Raw genomic sequence first — 18,606 nt, forward strand, 5'->3', positions numbered from 1 at the left:
TAGGGCGATGGCGGGCGGGTGGGACGGTCGCATATTCACTCGTTGACAGGCACGTTTCTGCATGGTCTCGGCCCGTCAACGGCATGGAATCCCAAGGAAGTTGGCAGGTCGTGCGGTGGGTCGCCGGTCGTTCATGCGTATGGGCCCGCCTTCTGGACGAGGTTTCGAAGAGCTTTCAACTCACCTCTACGGGGGATGCGCGCCACGGCGCGAGCCACCGGCGCTCGCCATTCGGCCGCGCGCTCCCCCGGGTGTGGCGGAAGGTTTCGGCCGCGTTCCGGACGTCCTCCCGATCGCCGTCCTTCGGCCATTCGCAGGGGCGCGGAATCCTCATAAGGTGTGCAGTATCGGTGGTACATACGGTCGAGGAGGACCACAGTGAGCGAGACGACCCCCAAGCTGCGCGCAGCGCTGGACGACATCCCCACCTACAAGCCGGGCAAGCCGGCCGCCGCCGATGGCCGGGTCGCGTACAAGCTGTCCTCCAACGAGAACCCCTATCCGCCGCTCCCGGGTGTGATGGAGAGTGCGCTGGCCGCCGCGGCCGACCTCAACCGTTACCCGGACATGGCGTGCACCGGCCTGATGAACGAGCTCTCCGATCGCTTCGGGGTGCCCCTGACACATGTGGCGACCGGTACCGGGTCGGTGGGTATCGCCCAGTCGCTGGTGCAGTCCACGTCGGGGCCCGGCGACGAGGTGATCTTCGCCTGGCGGTCCTTCGAGGCGTACCCGATCATCACGCAGATCAGCGGCGCCACCGCCGTGAAGGTCCCGCTCACCGAGGGCGGGGTGCACGACCTGGACGCGATGGCGGAGGCGATCACCGAGCGCACGCGGCTTATTTTTGTCTGCAATCCCAACAACCCCACGGGCACGGTCGTGCGCCGGGCCGAGCTCGAGCAGTTCCTGGACCGTGTGCCGTCCGACATCCTGGTCGTCCTTGACGAGGCGTACATCGAGTTCATCAGGGACAACGAGGTGCCGGACGGGATCGAGCTGTACCGGAACCGCCCGAACGTGGCGGTGCTGCGGACCTTCTCCAAGGCGTATGGTCTCGCCGGTCTGCGTGTCGGGTTCGCGATCGCGCATGAGCCGGTGGCGTCCGCGCTGCGGAAGACGGCGGTGCCGTTCGGGGTGACGCAGGTGGCGCAGGACGCGGCGGTGGCCTCCCTGCGCGCGGAGGACGAGCTGCTGGGCCGCGTCGGGTCGCTGGTCTGCGAGCGCGCGCGGGTGTGCGAGGGGCTGGCGGCTCAGGGCTGGACCGTGCCCACGACGCAGGCGAACTTCGTGTGGCTGCCGCTGGGTGAGCTCGCCGCGGAGTTCGCCGCGGCCTGCGAGCAGGCGGGTGTGGTCGTACGGCCGTTTCCCGGGGAGGGCGTCCGGGTCACGATCGGCGAGGTCGAGGCGAACGACATCTTCCTGCGGACGGCCGAGGCGTTCCGCAAGGAGAAGTTCTGACCCGGCTGTGCCGGCCTGGCGGTGCCGACCGGGCTGTCCTGCCCCGACCCTTCTGACCAGACCGTTCTGAAGCAGTCCGTTCTGAAGCAGTCCGTTCCGACCCGGCCGCGGGCTCCGAGCCGCGACGGTCACTCGTCGCCCCGGGAGATCGGCGTCGGCCCGTAGGGCAGAGCCGGCGCGTCGCCGTCGGTCCAGAAGGCCACGGTGCGAGGACCCCCGCGAGCGCCTTGCTCGTGGGGGTCTCTTCGATGGTCGCGGTCGTGTGGCCCGCGGGCCGGGAGATGTGTATCCGCATGGCCGAAATTCAACGGTATGTTGAAGTTTGTTGAAAGGGGGACCCCGGTCCTGGCTGCGGATTCCGTGTAGGCCATAATGTTTGTGATTGTGAACGCATTCACAAGCACGCACGATTCCTCCCAGGATCAACCGGAATCGGCGGGCGAACGGAAGGCCGTGGGGCTGCGAGGCCACAGGGCTGCTAGGCCGAAAGGAGAAGATCGTCGTGGACCTGGCTCTGGCGCCGGAGACGCTGGCGCGGTGGCAGTTCGGTATCACCACCGTCTACCACTTCCTCTTCGTCCCCCTGACCATCTCACTCGCCGCGCTCACCGCAGGACTCCAGACGGCGTGGGTGCGCACCGGTAAGGAGAAGTACCTCCGGGCGACCAAGTTCTGGGGCAAGCTCTTCCTGATCAACATCGCGATGGGTGTCGTCACCGGCATCGTGCAGGAGTTCCAGTTCGGCATGAACTGGTCGGACTACTCGCGGTTCGTCGGTGATGTCTTCGGTGCCCCGCTCGCCTTCGAGGCGCTGATCGCGTTCTTCTTCGAGTCCACATTCATCGGCCTGTGGATCTTCGGCTGGGACAAGCTCCCGAAGCGGATCCACCTCGCCTGCATGTGGATGGTCTCGATCGGCACGATCCTCTCCGCGTACTTCATCCTGGCGGCCAACTCCTGGATGCAGCACCCGGTCGGGTACAAGATCAACCAGGAGTCGGGGCGGGCCGAGCTCACCGACTTCTGGGCGGTGCTGAGCCAGAACACGACCCTGACCCAGGTCTTCCACACCATGGCCGCGGCCTTCCTCACCGGCGGCGCGTTCATGGTCGGTATCGCCGCCTTCCACCTGGCACGCAGGAAGCACATCCCGGTGATGAAGAGCTCACTGCGGCTGGGCCTGGTCACCGTGGTGATCGCGGGCATGCTGACCGCGATCAGCGGCGATCTGCTCGGCAAGGTCATGTTCAAGCAGCAGCCGATGAAGATGGCCGCCGCCGAGGCACTGTGGGACGGCGAGGGGCCCGCCCCGTTCTCGGTCTTCGCCTACGGCGACGTCGACAAGGGGCACAACAAGGTCGCCATCGAGATCCCGGGCCTGCTCTCCTTCCTCGCGAACGACGACTTCTCCTCGCACGTGCCCGGCATCAACGACACCAACAAGGCCATGCAGGAGAAGTACGGCCCCGGCGACTACCGGCCCAACATCCCCGTCGCCTACTGGTCGTTCCGCTGGATGATCGGCTTCGGCATGGCCTCCTTCAGCCTCGGGCTGCTGGGGCTCTGGCTGACCCGCAAGAAGTTCCTCCTGCCGGGCCACCTGCGCGTCGGTGACGACGAGGTGCCGCATCTCGTCCTCTTCAAGAAGCCCCTCGGCCACAAGCTCACCAAGCTGTACTGGCTGACCGCCCTGTGGACCCTGGCCTTCCCGCTGATCGCCAACTCCTGGGGCTGGATCTTCACGGAGACGGGCCGCCAGCCCTGGGTCGTCTACGGAGTGCTGCGCACCCAGGACGCGGTCTCCCCCAGCGTCACCCAGGGCGAGGTCCTCACCTCGATGATCGCCTTCACTCTGCTGTACGCGGTGCTCGCCGTGGTCGAGGTCAAGCTGCTGGTGAAGTACATCAAGGCCGGCCCGCCCGAGCTCACCGAGGCCGACCTCAACCCGCCCACCACGATCGGCGGCCACGACCGCGACGCCGACCGGCCCATGGCCTTCTCGTACTGAGGAAGGGGACCGAGGCATGGAACTGCCCACCATCTGGTTCGTACTCATCGCCGTCCTCTGGACCGGCTACTTCTTCCTCGAAGGCTTCGACTTCGGGGTCGGGATCCTGACCAAGCTGCTCGCCCGCGACCGGGCCGAGAAGCGGGTCCTCATCAACACCATCGGACCCGTCTGGGACGGCAACGAGGTGTGGCTGCTGACCGCCGGCGGCGCCACCTTCGCCGCCTTCCCCGACTGGTACGCCACCCTCTTCTCCGGCTTCTACCTGCCGCTGCTCCTCATCCTGCTCTGCCTGATCGTGCGCGGCGTCGCCTTCGAGTACCGGGCCAAGCGGCCCGAGCCACGCTGGCAGCACAACTGGGAGCAGGCCATCTTCTGGACCTCCCTCATCCCCGCGCTGCTCTGGGGTGTGGCCTTCGGCAACATCGTCCGAGGCGTCGAGATCGACGCCTCCAAGGAGTACGTCGGCACTTTCTTCGACCTGCTCAACCCCTACGCGCTGCTCGGCGGACTGGTCACCCTGAGCCTGTTCACCTTCCACGGAGCGGTGTTCACCGCACTGAAGACCGTGGGGGACATACGGGAGCGGGCCGGGAAGCTGGCGCTGACCCTCGGCCTGGTCGCCGCCGTCCTCGCCCTCACCTTCCTGGTGTGGACACAGGCCACCCGGGGCGACGGGACGAGCCTGGTCGCGATGGTCGTCGCCGTGGCCGCGCTCCTCGGGGCGGTCGGCGCGATCAAGGCCGGACGGGAGGGCTGGTCCTTCGCGCTGTCCGGCATCACGATCGCCGCCGCGGTTGCGATGCTGTTCCTGACGCTCTTCCCGAACGTCATGCCGTCCTCGTTGAACCCGGACTGGAGCCTGACCGTGAGCAACGCGGCCTCCAGCCCGTACACCCTGAAGATCATGACTTGGTGTGCGGTGATCGCCACGCCGCTCGTCCTGCTCTACCAGGGCTGGACCTACTGGGTGTTCCGCAAGCGGATCGGCACACAGCACATCGCCAAGACCCACTAGGCCACCGGCAGGGGATGTTTCACGTGAAACCGATCGACCCGCGTCTGCTCCGGTACGCCCGGGCCACCCGTCTGTTCCTCATGGCGCTGGTCCTCCTCGGCCTGGTCGGGGCGGCGCTGGTGGTCGGTCAGGCGATGCTCATCGCCGAGGTCGTCGTCGGGGCGTTCCAGCGCGGGCTGGCCGTCGACGACCTCACCGTGCCGCTGGTGCTGCTCGCCGTGGTCGCGGTCGGCCGCGGGCTGGTGTCCTGGCTCACCGAGCTCGCCGCCCACCGGGCCGGCGCGGCGGTGAAGTCCGAGCTGCGGCGGCGGCTGCTGGAGCGGGCCGCCGGGCTGGGTCCGGGGTGGCTGAGCGGGCAGCGCACGGGGTCGCTGGTGGCGCTGGCGACGCGTGGTGTGGACGCGCTGGACGACTACTTCGCGCGCTACCTGCCGCAGCTGGGTCTTGCCGTGGTCGTCCCGGTGGCCGTGCTGGCCCGGATCGTCACCGAGGACTGGGTGTCGGCGGCCATCATCGTGGTGACGCTGCCGCTGATCCCGATCTTCATGGTGCTCATCGGCTGGGCCACCCAGGCCCGCATGGACCGGCAGTGGAGGCTGCTGTCCCGGCTGTCGGGCCATTTCCTCGACGTGGTGGCCGGACTGCCCACCCTGAAGATCTTCGGGCGGGCGAAGGCGCAGGCGGAGTCCATCCGCGCCATCACGTCCCAGTACCGGCAGGCGACGCTCCGGACCTTGCGGATTGCGTTCCTTTCGTCGTTCGCCCTGGAGTTGCTGTCGACACTGTCGGTGGCGCTGGTCGCCGTCGGCATCGGCATGCGGCTCGTCCACGGCACCCTCGACCTCTACACGGGTCTGGTCATCCTGATCCTCGCGCCCGAGGCTTATCTGCCGCTCCGGCAGGTCGGTGCCCAGTACCACGCGGCGGCGGAGGGCATCTCGGCCGCCGAGGAGGTCTTCGCGGTGCTGGAGGCCCCGGTACGGAAGGGTGGCACAGGCGTTCTGCCCGACGGCCCCGTCCGGATCGAGCTGGACGCGGTGACCGTACGTCATGCCGGGCGGAGGCACCCGTCGCTGGACCGGGCATCGCTGGTCGTCGAACCCGGTGAGACGGTGGCCCTGGTCGGGCCGAGCGGTGTCGGCAAGTCGACGCTCCTGGACGTGGTGCTGGCCTTCACCGCGCCGGAATCGGGTTCCGTACGGGCCGGTGGCGTGGACGTCGCGTCGCTGGACCCGGAGCGGTGGCGGGAGCGGATCGCCTGGGTGCCGCAGCGGCCGTACCTGTTCGCCGGGACCATCACCGAGAACGTCCGCCTCGCCAGGCCCGACGCGGACGACGACGCCGTACGGGCGGCTCTGCGCGACGCCGGTGCCGACTTCGTCGACGACCTGCCGGACGGCGCCGCAACGGTGCTCGGCGAGGAGGGCGCCGGTCTGTCGGCCGGCCAGCGGCAACGGCTGGCGCTGGCCCGGGCGTTCCTCGCCGACCGGCCTGTGCTGCTGCTCGACGAGCCGACCGCCGCGCTGGACGGCGCGACCGAGGCAGCGGTGGTGGAGGCGGTACGCAGGCTGGCCGCCGGGCGGACGGTTCTGCTGGTCGTGCACCGTCCCGCGCTGCTGGCCGTGGCGGACCGAGTGGTCGCGCTGCGGGAGGAGGAGCGGGCCCTTCCGACCCCGGCTCCGGCCGGGGCCGGGGAGCCGGAGCAGGGCCAGGGGCAGGGGCCGGAGTCGGCGACGGGGCCGGGTCCGGGTCCGGGGCAGGCCGGCGCGGCCCATGTCGGCGCGGACATGGTCGACGACGCCTTCGGGGTCGTGGGCGGTCTGCACGGTGCCCACGCGGCGGCCGCACGTCCGGTGCCCACCGTGTCCGACCCGCCGGCCCCGCTGCCCGGGCGGCGCGTGCTGGCGCGGGTCCGGGGCATGGCCGGGGAGTTCCGGGGGCGGCTCTCGCTGGCGCTGCTGCTGGGCAGCCTCGCACTCGGGTCGGCCGTCGGACTTATGGCCGTGTCCGGCTGGCTGATCTCCCGCGCCTCCGAACAGCCGCCCATCCTGCACCTCATGGTCGCGGTGACGGCCACCCGCGCGTTCGGCATCGGCCGGGCCGTGTTCCGGTACGCCGAGCGGCTGGTGTCGCACGACGCGGTGCTGCGCATGCTCGCCGACCTCCGGGTGGCCAGCTACCGACGCCTGGAGCGGATCTCCCCGGCGGGGCTGCGCCGGACCCGCCGCGGCGACCTGCTGTCCCGGCTGGTCTCCGACGTGGACGCCCTCCAGGACTACTGGCTGCGCTGGCTGCTGCCGGCCGGTACGGCCCTGCTGGTCGGCGCGGGCGCCGTCGGGTTCACCGCGTGGCTGCTGCCCGAGGCCGGCGCCGTGCTCGCGGCGGGCCTGCTCGTCGCCGGGGTCGCCGTCCCGGCGCTGGGCGGCGTCGTGTCCCGCCGTGCCGAGCAGCGGCTCGCCCCCGCCCGGGGCGCCCTCGCGGCCCGGGTGGTCGACCTGCTGCGCGGCTGCGCCGAGCTGACCGTGGCCGGTGCGCTGCGGAGCCGTATCGCCCGGACCCGCGAGGCCGACGCGGTGCTCACCCGGATCGCCGCGCGCCAGTCGGCGGCCACCGCGCTCGGCGGCGGGCTGACCGCGCTGTCGGCAGGGCTGACCGTGGCCGCCGCCGCGCTGGTAGGCGTTCAGGCCGTACGGGACGGGCGGCTCGGTGGCGTGGCATTGGCGGTCGTCGTCCTCACCCCGCTCGCCGCGTTCGAGGCCGTCATGGGACTGCCGCTCGCCGTCCAGTACCGACAGCGCGTACGGCGCAGCGCCGAGCGGGTCTTCGAGGTGCTCGACGCGCCCGTCCCCGTACCGGAGCCGGAGTGGCCAGCGCCCCCGCCACAGAGCCCGTTCCCGCTGGAGCTGCGCGGCGTCACCGCGCGTCACCCCGGGCAGGACCGGGACGCGCTGGTCTCCTTCGACCTGCGCCTGGAGGCCGGCCGGCGGGTCGCCGTCGTCGGTGCGTCGGGGGCGGGCAAGACCACCCTGGCGCAGGTGCTGCTGCGGTTCGTGGAGACCCGGGCCGGTGCGTACCGGCTGGATGGCACCGACGCGACGGCGCTCGACGGGGACGAGGTACGCCGGTTCGTGGGGCTCTGCGCTCAGGACGCCCACCTCTTCGACAGCACCATCCGCGAGAACCTGCGGCTCGCCCGGACCGGTGCGAGCGACGAGGAACTGCGCCGGGTGCTGGCCGAGGCCCGGCTGCTGGACTGGGCCGACGCCCTGCCCGACGGCCTGGACACGCTGGTCGGCGAGCACGGTGCCCGGATCTCCGGCGGCCAGCGGCAGCGCCTCGCCCTCGCCCGGGCGCTCCTCGCCGACTTCCCGGTCCTCGTCCTCGACGAGCCCGCCGAGCACCTGGACCTCGCCACGGCCGACGCGCTCACGGAGGACCTGCTCCGGGCGACGCGCGGCCGCACCACGGTGCTGATCACCCACCGGCTGCACGGTCTCGACGCGGTCGACGAGGTCGTCGTCCTGGAGGACGCCAGGGTCGTCCAGCGCGGCCCGTACGCCGAGCTCGCCGCCGTCGACGGGCCACTGCGGCGGATGCTGGAACGGGAGCGCGCAGCCGACCTCCGCGTCGAGGGCCCGGAAGCGTCGGGCGTCTCCGTACGGCGCCGATAGTACGGGGGCGGGCGTACGCAGGGCGGGCCTCCGCCGCCCGGGCGGACCGGCGCCGCCCGGCCGACGGCGGGGCGGGGACCGGCCGACGGCGGGGCGGGGACCGGCCGACGGCGGGGCGCCGGACAGGTCGGCGACGGGGGTGTGGCCGGACAGCGGCGTGCGGGTGGGCCGGACGGCGGTACTGCTGTAGGCCGGTCGGCGGTACGGCGCCGGGTGGGACGGCCAGATGCGGGAGAAGCCCTGTCCGAAGAGCGACTATCCCAGGATGCGCCTTCCCCACGGTCGGCGGTCGCTGCTCGGGCCGGTGCTGTCCGCGCTGATCGTCCTGCTCGCCCCCCCGTCCACGGCCGCCGCCGCTCCGGTGGCCGGGCCCGACGGGCCCGCGGTGAGCGCCGAGGTGGCGCGGCTCTTCGAGGAGGCCGGCAAGATCACGGAGGCGTACGAGCGGGGGCTCCGCGCCTCCGCCGCGCAGCAGGCCAAGGCCGACCTGCTCCAGAAGAAGCTGGACGAGAAACGGCGCGAACTGGCCGCCCTGCACAACCGGGCGGGTGAGGTCGCCCGCGCCCAGTACCGGACCGGCAGCTCCTTCGCGGTGACCGCGCGGCTGCTGCTCGCCGACAACCCGGAGGACGCGCTGCGCGCCGAGCGGGTCGCACGCCAGGCGGGCCAGGTGGTGCACCAGTTGATGAAGCACACGGGCCGGGCAGAGCGGCGGCTGGCGTCCGCCGAGAACCAGGCGAGATCCGCGTGGCGGGACCTGGATGTCGGCCGGGCGCGGCTGGCGGAGGTGAAGCGCGATCTGGAGACGCGGCTGGAGCGGGCACAGTGGCGGCTCCAGGCGGAGGCGGACCGCAGTGCGGCGGCGGGCAGCTGCCCGGGCGCGGCGCGCCTCGACCAGCCGGACGGCCGGTGGGACGAGGGCCGGGCCTGGGTGGCGCCGGTCTCCGCGAAGCACGGGTACGAGCTGTCGGCGGGCTTCGACAGCGCGGGGAGGCACTGGGCGCACCGGCACACGGGGCAGGACTTCGCGGTGGACATCGGTACGCCGGTGCGGTCGATCGGAGCGGGGCGCGTCCAGTCCGTGTCGTGCGGGGGCCCGTTCGGGATCGAGGTGGTCGTACGGCACACGGGCGGCTGGTACTCGCAGTACGCGCATCTCGCGTCGGCCGCGGTGGACCAGGGGGAGGCCGTCGCCGCCGGGCAGTGGATCGGCCAGGCAGGGACCACGGGGAACTCGACCGGGCCCCATCTGCACTTCGAAGTGCGGGTCACCCCGCACCTGGGCTCCGGCGTCGACCCCATGCGCTGGCTGCGTGAGCACGGGGTCGAGCTGTGAGGCGGGTCCCGGTGACCGGCTCAGTAGTCGGCTCAGTAGTCGGCGAGGATGCCTTCGATGACCGCCGCCACGCCGTCCTCCTGGTTGGCGACGGTCCGGCCGGAGGCGGCGGCGACGACGTCCGGGTGGGCGTTACCCATCGCGTACGACGTGCCGGCCCAGGTGAGCATCTCGATGTCGTTGGGCATGTCCCCGAACGCCACGACCTCGTCCGCGGAGATGCCGCGCTCGGCGCAGCACAGGGCGAGCGTGCTGGCCTTGGACACTCCCAGGCCGCTGACCTCCAGCAGCGCGGTGGGGCTTGAGCGGGTGATGGTGGCCCGGTGGCCGACGGCCGCACGCGCCAGGGCGAGGAAGCCGTCGGGTGTGAGCTCGGGGTGGAGCGCGAGCAGCTTCAGCAGGGGCGCGCCGAGCCCGGCCACGTCCTCGTGGAGGAGCTTCTCGGCGGGGCCGATGTCGAGGGCCGCGTCGAGGTGGAGGGGCGGGTAGTCCGGTTCGTGCCGGATGCCGTCGGCGAACTCCATCGCGAAGGCCGTGCTGGGCGACTCCATGCGCAACGTCTCGACGACGTCGAGTGCGGTCTCCCGCTCCAGGGACCGCACGTCGATGATCTTCCGTCCGGCGTGCAGATCGACGACGGCCGCCCCGTTGGAGCAGATCGCCAGCCCATGGCCGTGGACGTGGGCGCTGACGACGTCCATCCAGCGGGCGGGCCGGCCGGTGACGAAGAAGACCTCGATCCCCGCCTCCTCAGCGGCGGCCAGTGCCGCGACCGTGCGGTCCGAAACGGACTTGTCGTTACGCAGAAGCGTTCCGTCAAGGTCGGTGGCGATCAGCCGTGGACGCGCCTTGGACATCGGACGGGGGCGGGGGAAGGTCGTCGGTGAGGTCACCCGTCCATTGTCCCGTACCAGTCACCCACCAGGTGCACGAACGTGCGAAACCGTGCGCATTTGAGCCGCACGCTTGTGCGCAGGCGAAACGGGTGAAACGGCGGAAACGGGGGTGGTGGATGGGGTGACCGTCAGGCGTTCAGCTGGGCGAGCCCCTCGGTGGCGATCCGCTCGAAAACGGTCTCGTCGGTGGCGAAGACGGAGTCCGGGATGGGTGCGTGCACCACGATCTCGTCGAATCCGAGCTCCGCGTGCCGACCGGCGAAGTCCACGAACGCGTCCACGGACTCCAGTGGGCGGTTCCCGTCCGGGGTGAAACCGGTCAGCAAGATCTTGTCCAGTTCGGCCGCGTCCCGGCCGGCCCCGGCGCACGCCTTGTCCAGTTTGTCCAGCTGGTCGCGGAGAGCGAGCCGGGACTGCTCGGGCGTGCCCGTCTCGGTCAGCTTCGGATCGCCGGTCGTGACCCACGCCTGGCCGTGCCGGGCTGCGAGCCGCATCCCGCGCGGGCCGGTCGCCGCGACGGCGAAGGGCAGCCGGGGCCGCTGGACACAGCCGGGAATGTCGCGGGCCTCGTGCGCCGAATAGTGAGTGCCCTCGTGGGTGACGCTGTCCTCGGTGAGGAGTCGGTCGAGCAGCGGGACGAACTCGGCGAACCGGTCCGCGCGCTGCCGGGGCGTCCACGCCTCCTGCCCCAGCGCCGTGGCGTCGAAGCCGTTGCCGCCCGCGCCGATGCCGAGCGTGATCCGGCCGCCGGAGATGTCGTCAAGGGAGATCAGCTCCTTGGCCAGTGTGACCGGGTGCCGGAAGTTCGGCGACGTGACGAGGGTGCCCAGGCGGAGTCGTCGGGTGGCCGTCGCGGCGGCGGTCAGCGTCGGCACCGCGCCGAACCAGGGGCCGTCGCGGAAGCTGCGCCATGAGAGGTGGTCGTAGGTGTACGCGGCGTGGAAGCCCAGTTCCTCCGCCCGTGTCCACTGGTCTCGGCCGCCGTCGTGCCAGCGGCGTACGGGCAGGATCACGGTGCTCAGGCGCAGAGTCATGCCCCGAGCCTACGTCCGCCCCAGGACTGTCCCCCTGCGCGGAATGGCCTCAGTATTCCGACCTGGGTGCTGCCATCTCCAGGCCATACCGCCGCCGTCGGCGCGGTCACAGCCGTGACAGCGGTCTGTCTCCTGTGGGTGACCGGCAAGGGCGCACGGTGTCGAGTGGAGGGCCGTTCTGACACATCGTGTCCGGCGCCGAGGTCACTCTGTCGAGTGGCTTTCCGGCAGAGCCGCTCCATAGATGGCGTGGATTCAGCAGGAAAGGGTCACGAGGTGACCTCTGGCGAAAGAATCCAAAGACTTCCGGCATCTTCGATCACGGATTCGGCGGAGCTGACTACCGTGCGATTCCGAGGGCTGGATGACCCACGGCACCCTCCGTGGATGTCCTGTCGGAATTCAGCCGCTGACAAGGGGTGACCGTGCTCGACATCACCATGCCGGGACATCGGACGGCTTCGGTCTTCGCCGCCCCGGAGACCCGCCGGGCCGTCATGGACGTGGCTGTTTCACGATCAGGAGCCGAATGGTGATGCATCCCGATTTCCCCGGAGCCCCTTGGGCATCACCGGCACGGTCGCTGCCGTCGCCGTCGGACCACGCCGCCGAGGAGCTGGCCCGGAACCTGGTCCGTGCTCGTCACGAGCGGCTCTCCGGCACTCTGGTGGTGGTGGGCGACCCGGGCGGCACCTTTCATCTGGCGAACGGCGCCATCGTCGCGGTCGAGTCGCCCGGAGCCCCGACCGTGGAGACCCTGTTGCTGTGTTCCGGGCGTCTCGGGACGGCCGAGTGGGCGGCCGCCTACCAGGCCGGTGCGGCCGATGGCCGGATCGGAACAGAACTGATCGACCGGACGCTGGTCGGAGCGGCCGAGCTGCAGTTGATATGTCACATGGCAGCCCTGGACGGCGCCCTCTCCGTCTGCATGGGCCGCATCGACGAGTGCCTCCTCGAACCCGGCGGGGGCCATCACCTGACGGCACCCCAAGCCATCGAACCGGATTGGCTGCTCCCGGAGGTGAGCCGTCGTATCAAGGCACTCGCTTCGCTCCGGGTCTCGCTCTGCCCTTTCAAGGACCGGTTGACTCCGACGTCCGCGGGAGCCGCACTGCTGAGCGGTTCGACGTCCGGTACGCGACGGGAGATCCTTCTACGCGTCAACGGACGCCGCAGCGCACGGGACCTCTCCTTCCTGCTGGCGCGGGGCCTCTACGCGGTCACGGTCGAACTCACACGCATGCTGAGCGAGGGTCTGGTCGCGGTGGTGTCCTCCCGTACGGCCGTTCCTGTCGGCGAGCCGGCCGAGGCAGCCGATCGGATGCCGAACGCCTCCCGCCTCCCTCACCGCCCGGCCGACGCGAGCGGCCTTCCTCAGCGCCGACGCGGCATGAGCGGAATCCACGACGTCCTCCCTCTGCGGCCGGTGACGGATTGCCGGTAACCGATGTCCCTTCCCGCGGGGAGCCTCAGTCCCACTGCGGGCCAGGGCATGCGACGCCAGCCCCCGTCGTGGTCCACAAGGGGGGCGGAACCCCTGGCCTCATCCGGGACGGACGATCAGGCGCGCTACGCGTCGAAGAAGCTGCACAGCCGGCCGGGAGTGATCCCGGCTTGAACACACAGGAGAGTTGTGACTATCAAGAATGACGAGCTGACCGCTGAGATGCGTGCACTCCGCGATCGGGTCGTCGGTGTCACGGACGTGGTCGTGGCTTCGGCCGACGGCCTTCTCATCACTGCTGAGGCGGACGACACGGTGGACGGAGAGTGCCTGGCCGCTCTCACGGCAGCGGCACTCAGCATCGCCCGCCGCACGGGCGCCGCCACAGGCAAGGGACTGGTCCAACACACCGTCTCACGGTTCAGCGGCGGTTATCTGGTCGCACAGGCGATCGGCGACATGGCGTTGATGGCGGTGCTCGGCGACTCGGGCATGGACGTGAGGCGGTTCCACGCCGAGTCGCAGGTGAGCGCCGACCGGATCGGCCTGCTGCTGACTTCCGAGACCGGGACCACTCAGGTCGGCTGAGCCGGACGCCCTCTGCGAAACAGGGCCCAGGACTGCACGATCGCCCAGGGTGGGAGCCGGCTTCGGTCCTCACCCGACACCGAATCCATCAGAAGGAACACAATGAGCGCAGCGGGAACCTCAGGCCACCAGAGCATGTCCGGCCGAGTGGTCAACATTGTCAAGACCCTCCGCACGGAGGTGCCGGAGTGCGTGGCCGCCGGGATCATCGACATGTCGACGGGCATGTTGTTGTCGGTGGAGACCAGTGACTCGCACCCGCCGGAGGTACTCGACATGCTGGCGGCGGCCACACTCGAGCTCTTCCAGGGCCGCAATGTGGTGATGATCGAGAACATCTTCAAGGAGCGCCGCGGAGTGGTGTCCGACCGGCACTACTTCCAGGAGATCCTTGTCAACAGCGACAACCTGGCGCACCTCTTTCTGCGTGTCGACAGCGCCGACGAGGTCGTCGCGGTCGTCGTGTGCCGAAAGTCGGCGAACGTGGGGATGCTCTTCGCCCAGGCCCGAAGGGTCCTGAAGGACAACGGACCGCTGTGACGGGCCCTCCTGCCCGGATGGGCCGGAGCAATGCTCAAGGTCCACCCGTCAGGCCGCTAGGGGCGACCGAGGTCTGACCGAGGTCTGACCGAGGTGACGAGGGTTCCCAAGGACATGCCGTGTGTCACCGTCGTCGCAGCCGTGCCCGTGGGGACCGCGCGGAGCAGCGGTCCGCCACGGAACGAACGCCGGGAAGATCGAGCAGGGACGGGCAGCGGATACAGGAGGACCGGGCCGCGTTCAGGGGCTTCTGCGACGACGAACCGGTCCTTCCGCCTGCCTGAGCCGAAGACTTCCGGGTGGTGCGTCCGGAACGTCACCAGTCCACGAGGCGTGGCCCCCGGACCCGCCTGGTCCTCCCCTTCGGTCACCCGAACAGGTGGCGATGACGCCACGTCATGGTGTCCGACCCTGTGGCGTGCCGCCCCCTGGCACCGTGAGCCGCGTCGTCGACGTGCTGTGACCCGACCGGCGGAGCGCCCGGCGGCCTCATGTTCCTGCCCCGGAAAGGGAACTCTCGTGCGTCTTCGCAGAGCTGCTCTGCTCACCGCTCTCCTGGTTCCACTCACGTTCGGGGCCTCCCATTCGGAGGCCACCGGTGGACCGCCCCCGGGACACGGCACGCTGGAGCAGCACGGCGTCGTGCGCAGCGGCAGCCGGCCCATCGCCGCCGCCGAGGTGACGCTGTTCCAGGCCGGTGGCCATCCCGGCGCCGGCGCCCGTCCGCTGGCCCGCACCCGCAGCGACGCTCACGGCCGTTTCAGCCTCTCGTACCGTGCTCCGAAGGCCCCGGACGCCGTGCTGTACCTGACCGCGGACGCGAGACCGGCCGGCCACGGGCACTCCCGGGCCGCGCACCGGGTGCGGCCGGTACGGCTGGTCACGATGATCGGCACCGGCCGTCGCACCGGCAAGGTGGTACTCAACGAGCGCACCACGGTCGCGGCGGGCTTCGCGATGGCGCAGTTCACGCAAGGGGGTGAGGTGGCAGGACGCAGCCCCGGGCTGCAGAACGCGGCGGCGGTCTCCCACAACCTGGCCGACATCGACGACGGGGCGGTGGCCGAGGCACTCGCCACCGCCCCGAACGGCGAGCAGACGTCCACTCTGCGCGCCTTCAACACGCTGGCCGACATTCTGTCCGGCTGCACCGCGGGACAGACCTGCGACACCCTCTTCGAGCTGGCCGGACATCCCGGGGCACCCGCGCCCCGGGAGACCTTCCAGGCCGTCGCGGACATCGCCCGGCTGCCCGGCAACCACGCAGCCGAACTCTTCGCGCTGGCAGAGGGCCGCACCGACTACCTGCCAAAGCTGACGAAGGCCCCCGACGCCTGGACCATCGCGTTGCGCTACGTGGGCAATGGTCACGAGCTGGACGGGCCGGGCAATGTCGCGTTCGACGCCGAAGGCACGGCATGGATCGGCAACAACTACACGTACGGCGCCGACCCCCGCAGGTCCGTCTGCGGATCCCGCATCCTGTCCCGGCTCACCCCGACCGGCCAGGACGTCCCGGGTGCCCCGTACCGCGGCGGTGGACTGTACGGGGTGGGCTTCGGTACCGCCATCGACCCCGACGGTCATGTCTGGGCGGCCAACTTCGGCTTCCAGGGAAGCGACTGTCCGCTCGACGCGAGCCGCCTGTACCGCAGTATCTCGGAGTTCACCCCCGATGGCCGGCCCCTCTCGCCGCCGCGTGGCTGGCGGCGCGGTGACATCGTCCAGCCGCAGGGCACGGTGTCGGACCGGGAGGGAAACATCTGGGTCGCCAACTGCGGTGGCAGGAGCGTGACCCGAATCCCGCAGGGGGACGCGCACCGGGCCCGGAACATCGCACCGGGCGGTGACAGCCTGATCAAGCCGTTCGGCGTCACGGTGGACACCCGGGGGCGTGCCTGGGTGACCGGAAACGGAAGCGACAGCGTGACGTTGCTTTCCCCGCAGGGCAGGCCCCTGCGCTCGATCACCGGCGGTGGGATCAAACGGCCCATGGGCGTCGCCTCCGACACTCTGGGCAACGTGTGGGTGGCCAACGGCGGTGCGGTGGTGGCGCCCTGTGAGGGCACCACACCCGCCATGGTCGCCGAGGCGGTCGAGGACGTCGTCGCCCGACACGTCGACGCGTCGGTCACGCTGATCCGCCCCGACGGCACCACCCCGGCCAAGCCGTTCGTCAACGACGGCCTGTTCCTGCCCTGGGGCATCGCCGTCGACGGCAACGACACCGTCTGGGTGGCGAACTTCGGCGGTCACCGCCTGGCCAACCTGTGCGGTGCCCGCGTGTCCGCCTGCCCGCCCGGACTCCGGACGGGCGACGCGATCTCGCCGGCCGGCACCGGGTACACCAGCGACGGACTGGAACGGAACACCGCCGTCCAGATCGACCCCTCCGGCAACGTCTGGCTGGCCAACAACTGGATGACCGTGCCGCTGCAGACCAACCCCGGCGGGCACGAGATGGTGGTGTTCGTCGGGCTCGCGGCTCCGGTGCGGACGCCACTGCTCGGACCGCCCCGCCATCTCTGACCGGTGAGGGGCCCGGGGCGGTACCGCCGGATCTTCACTCGGCGTCCGCTCCCGCCCCCGGGCGGGGCTGTTCCAGGGCTGCGGGGATCGCTTCCGGACGCTACGACCGCAGCGATCCCCGCCGGGCGTCCGGACCGTGACGGTCCACGCCGGTCCGACCGGGAGGGGCGAAGGGGACGGCGTACGGGACGGGGGAACCGAGACGGGGGAACCGAGACGGGCGACCGGGACACGACCGGGGACACGAGGCCGCCCAAGCGGGCGCCCCGCGCAGCACGGGACGGGTCGATCGCGAAGCGCTGTGGCGCCTGGAGGCGGCCGTGGGCCGCGGCGAGGCCGCGACGGTGGCGGACGACATGCGTACGGTGCCGCCGCGGGTGCTCCGGCCCCGTCGGCCGCCGCTACTCCTGGAACCGCAGATAGCGCGTGGGCACCGCGTCCGTGAGCCAGACCCCGTTGGCGCTGACGTGGAAGACGTGCCCGTCGCGGTGCATGGCGCCCGCGTCCACGGACAGCACGACGGGCCTGCCCCGCCGTGCCCCGACCCTGGTCGCCGTCTCCCGGTCGGGCGACAGGTGGACGTGGTGGCGGGCCATCGGGCGGAGGCCCTCGGCGCGGATCGCGGCCAGGTTCGCGGCCACGGTGCCGTGGTAGAGGTACGCGGGCGGGGTGGCCGGCGGCAGGCCGAGGTCCACGTCGACGGTGTGGCCCTGACTGGCCCGGATGCGGTCGCCGTCGATGGTGAAGCGTCGCTTGTCGTTCACGGCCACGACGTGCTCCAGCTCGGCGCGGCTGAGGGGCATGCCGTGCCGGGCCATGGCACGCAGCAGGTCGTCGACCGCGACCCAGCCGTGCGGGTCGAGGACGAGTCCGATCCGCCCGGGCTGGTGGCGCAGATGCCGTGAGAGGTACTTCGACACCTTCACGGTGCGTCTTCCGTCCATGACGGAAGCGTGGCAGGGATCACGCCCGTCCCGCCACAGAAAATTCCGTGAGCAGGTTTGGTCCACAATCAACTCGTGTTATCCACAGGAAGATGGGCGATTCTGTGGACAACTAGCGGCCTCTCTCAGGGGCTTGGGGCTCCTTCGGCCGCTTCCCGGGCCCGCGCGGTGAGTGCGTCCAGTGTCCTTGCCTGCACCTCGCGCTCGGCGGCCGCCGCGATGAACGCCGGGGCGTTGGCCGCGCCCACCAGCCCGTGCACCGCCTGGACGGTCGCGGCGGGAAGGACGACGGCCCGGTGTTCGTCGTCCCGGGCCGGCGGCCCTCCGGGGGTGAGGTGCTGCTGGAGGTGGCGGGTCGCGAAGATCCGCATCGCGCGGGCCAGCTCGGCGTCCACCGTCTGCTGGGCGAGCGGCCGCAGCCGCCGCACCAGCGAGGCCGCCTCGGCCGCGTCCTCGTCCGTCGGTGGCCGGTGGCCGAGGTAGCGGGCGAATACATGCTCCGTGGTGAACTCCAGGAACCGGGCCGCTATGTGCTCCACCTGGGCGCGCAGCTCCCGGAGGTGCCCGGCGATGGCGAGCAGCGGCACCCCGGCCGTGTACAGCTCGGCCGCCACGGCCAGCTCCTGCGGGCTCGGCACCAGAAACTCGTCGTCCCGCCCCGGGACACGCTCCAGCACACCCAGCTCGACGGCTTCCTGGACGGCCCGCTCGTCCGGGGTGCCGCCGAACGTGGCGTCGAGCTCCGCGCGCGTGATCCGGTCGGCCTGCTCGTCCGTCCACGGCCCGTTCACCTCGGCGACCAGGCCGAGCACGCCGCCCAGGCCCCGGCCGGCGTCCCATGCCTCCAGCAGCTCCTTGATGGACGCCAGGGTGTAGCCCCGGTCGAGCAGGTCGGCGATCTGCCGGAGACGGGCCAGATGGGCGTCCCCGTACACGTTCGACCGGCCGCGCCGCTCGGGCCTGGGCAGCAGGCCGCGGTCCTGGTAGGCGCGGATCGTCCGGACCGTGGCGCCGCTGAGATGCGCCAGGTCCTCGATCCGGTACTCGGCCGCCGGACGCCCGGCCACCTTCTCGTCCACAGGTCTTCCGCCTGCCGGCTGCTCGGACACACTCGCTCCTTACCGCCCCGCGCCGTCC

The 18,606-nt window shown here is 71.1% G+C and carries 13 protein-coding genes; 9 read left to right on the forward strand and 4 right to left on the reverse strand.

Annotation, left to right across the window (positions count from 1 at the left end; genetic code table 11):
* Positions 1–378 precede the first annotated feature (378 nt).
* From hisC to FVS66_RS03585, 5 genes are all read left to right on the forward strand, one after another.
* Positions 379–1,461: a histidinol-phosphate transaminase gene (hisC, locus tag FVS66_RS03565; protein ID WP_149179494.1), complete on the forward strand. Its 1,083-nt coding sequence runs from the start codon at positions 379–381 to the stop codon at positions 1,459–1,461.
* 502 nt (positions 1,462–1,963) lie between these two features.
* A complete protein-coding gene (locus tag FVS66_RS03570; RefSeq protein WP_149179495.1) occupies positions 1,964–3,469 on the forward strand; it encodes a cytochrome ubiquinol oxidase subunit I in 1,506 nt (501 codons plus the stop codon).
* A 16-nt stretch (positions 3,470–3,485) separates the two neighbouring features.
* A complete protein-coding gene (cydB, locus tag FVS66_RS03575; RefSeq protein ID WP_149179496.1) occupies positions 3,486–4,487 on the forward strand; it encodes a cytochrome d ubiquinol oxidase subunit II in 1,002 nt (333 codons plus the stop codon).
* A gap of 23 nt (positions 4,488–4,510) precedes the next feature.
* Positions 4,511–8,158, forward strand: coding sequence for a thiol reductant ABC exporter subunit CydD (cydD, locus tag FVS66_RS03580; protein WP_149179497.1), 3,648 nt, complete (start codon positions 4,511–4,513; stop codon positions 8,156–8,158).
* A 265-nt stretch (positions 8,159–8,423) separates the two neighbouring features.
* Positions 8,424–9,494, forward strand: a complete 1,071-nt coding sequence (locus FVS66_RS03585) for a peptidoglycan DD-metalloendopeptidase family protein (RefSeq protein ID WP_149179498.1) — start codon at positions 8,424–8,426, stop codon at positions 9,492–9,494.
* 32 nt (positions 9,495–9,526) lie between these two features.
* On the opposite strand, the gene FVS66_RS03590 is transcribed toward FVS66_RS03585, so the two are convergent.
* Together FVS66_RS03590 and FVS66_RS03595 are read right to left on the reverse strand one after the other, a co-directional pair.
* Complete coding sequence (locus FVS66_RS03590) at positions 9,527–10,351, reverse strand: HAD family hydrolase (protein ID WP_149179533.1); 825 nt, start codon at positions 10,349–10,351, stop codon at positions 9,527–9,529.
* Between the two features lie 167 nt (positions 10,352–10,518).
* Positions 10,519–11,424: an LLM class flavin-dependent oxidoreductase gene (locus FVS66_RS03595; protein WP_149179499.1), complete on the reverse strand. Its 906-nt coding sequence runs from the start codon at positions 11,422–11,424 to the stop codon at positions 10,519–10,521.
* A 535-nt stretch (positions 11,425–11,959) separates the two neighbouring features.
* On the opposite strand from FVS66_RS03595, the gene FVS66_RS03600 reads away from it, so the two are divergent.
* The 4 genes from FVS66_RS03600 (at position 11,960) to FVS66_RS03620 (ending at position 16,525) form a co-directional block, all read left to right on the forward strand.
* Complete coding sequence (locus FVS66_RS03600) at positions 11,960–12,868, forward strand: hypothetical protein (protein ID WP_149179500.1); 909 nt, start codon at positions 11,960–11,962, stop codon at positions 12,866–12,868.
* A gap of 189 nt (positions 12,869–13,057) precedes the next feature.
* Positions 13,058–13,456, forward strand: a complete 399-nt coding sequence (locus FVS66_RS03605) for a roadblock/LC7 domain-containing protein (RefSeq protein ID WP_316248162.1) — start codon at positions 13,058–13,060, stop codon at positions 13,454–13,456.
* Positions 13,457–13,591: 135 nt separating this feature from the next.
* The gene (locus tag FVS66_RS03610) at positions 13,592–13,996 is read left to right on the forward strand and encodes a hypothetical protein (protein WP_149179535.1); all 405 of its coding nucleotides are present in this window, start codon (positions 13,592–13,594) and stop codon (positions 13,994–13,996) included.
* 519 nt (positions 13,997–14,515) lie between these two features.
* Positions 14,516–16,525, forward strand: coding sequence for an NHL repeat-containing protein (locus tag FVS66_RS03620; protein ID WP_149179501.1), 2,010 nt, complete (start codon positions 14,516–14,518; stop codon positions 16,523–16,525).
* Positions 16,526–16,926: 401 nt separating this feature from the next.
* On the opposite strand, the gene FVS66_RS03625 is transcribed toward FVS66_RS03620, so the two are convergent.
* Both FVS66_RS03625 and FVS66_RS03630 read right to left on the reverse strand, forming a co-directional pair.
* Positions 16,927–17,469 (reverse strand): RNA 2'-phosphotransferase, encoded by a 543-nt coding sequence (locus FVS66_RS03625; protein ID WP_149179502.1) that lies wholly within the window; start codon positions 17,467–17,469, stop codon positions 16,927–16,929.
* A gap of 125 nt (positions 17,470–17,594) precedes the next feature.
* The gene (locus FVS66_RS03630) at positions 17,595–18,536 is read right to left on the reverse strand and encodes a MerR family transcriptional regulator (RefSeq protein WP_149179536.1); all 942 of its coding nucleotides are present in this window, start codon (positions 18,534–18,536) and stop codon (positions 17,595–17,597) included.
* Between the last annotated feature and the right edge of the window lie 70 nt (positions 18,537–18,606).

Source organism: Streptomyces sp. TRM49041, from assembly GCF_008271805.1.
Lineage (GTDB): Bacteria > Actinomycetota > Actinomycetes > Streptomycetales > Streptomycetaceae > Streptomyces.

What these genes read in the sequence shown, in the direction of transcription:
- FVS66_RS03595 (WP_149179499.1), bottom strand. Translation starts at nt 11,424, where the DNA reads ATGACTCTGCGCCTGAGCACCGTGATCCTGCCCGTACGCCGCTGGCAC.
- FVS66_RS03585 (WP_149179498.1), top strand. Translation starts at nt 8,424, where the DNA reads ATGCGCCTTCCCCACGGTCGGCGGTCGCTGCTCGGGCCGGTGCTGTCC.
- cydB (WP_149179496.1), top strand. Translation starts at nt 3,486, where the DNA reads ATGGAACTGCCCACCATCTGGTTCGTACTCATCGCCGTCCTCTGGACC.
- FVS66_RS03610 (WP_149179535.1), top strand. Translation starts at nt 13,592, where the DNA reads ATGTCCGGCCGAGTGGTCAACATTGTCAAGACCCTCCGCACGGAGGTG.
- FVS66_RS03600 (WP_149179500.1), top strand. Translation starts at nt 11,960, where the DNA reads ATGCATCCCGATTTCCCCGGAGCCCCTTGGGCATCACCGGCACGGTCG.
- FVS66_RS03625 (WP_149179502.1), bottom strand. Translation starts at nt 17,469, where the DNA reads ATGGACGGAAGACGCACCGTGAAGGTGTCGAAGTACCTCTCACGGCAT.
- FVS66_RS03590 (WP_149179533.1), bottom strand. Translation starts at nt 10,351, where the DNA reads ATGTCCAAGGCGCGTCCACGGCTGATCGCCACCGACCTTGACGGAACG.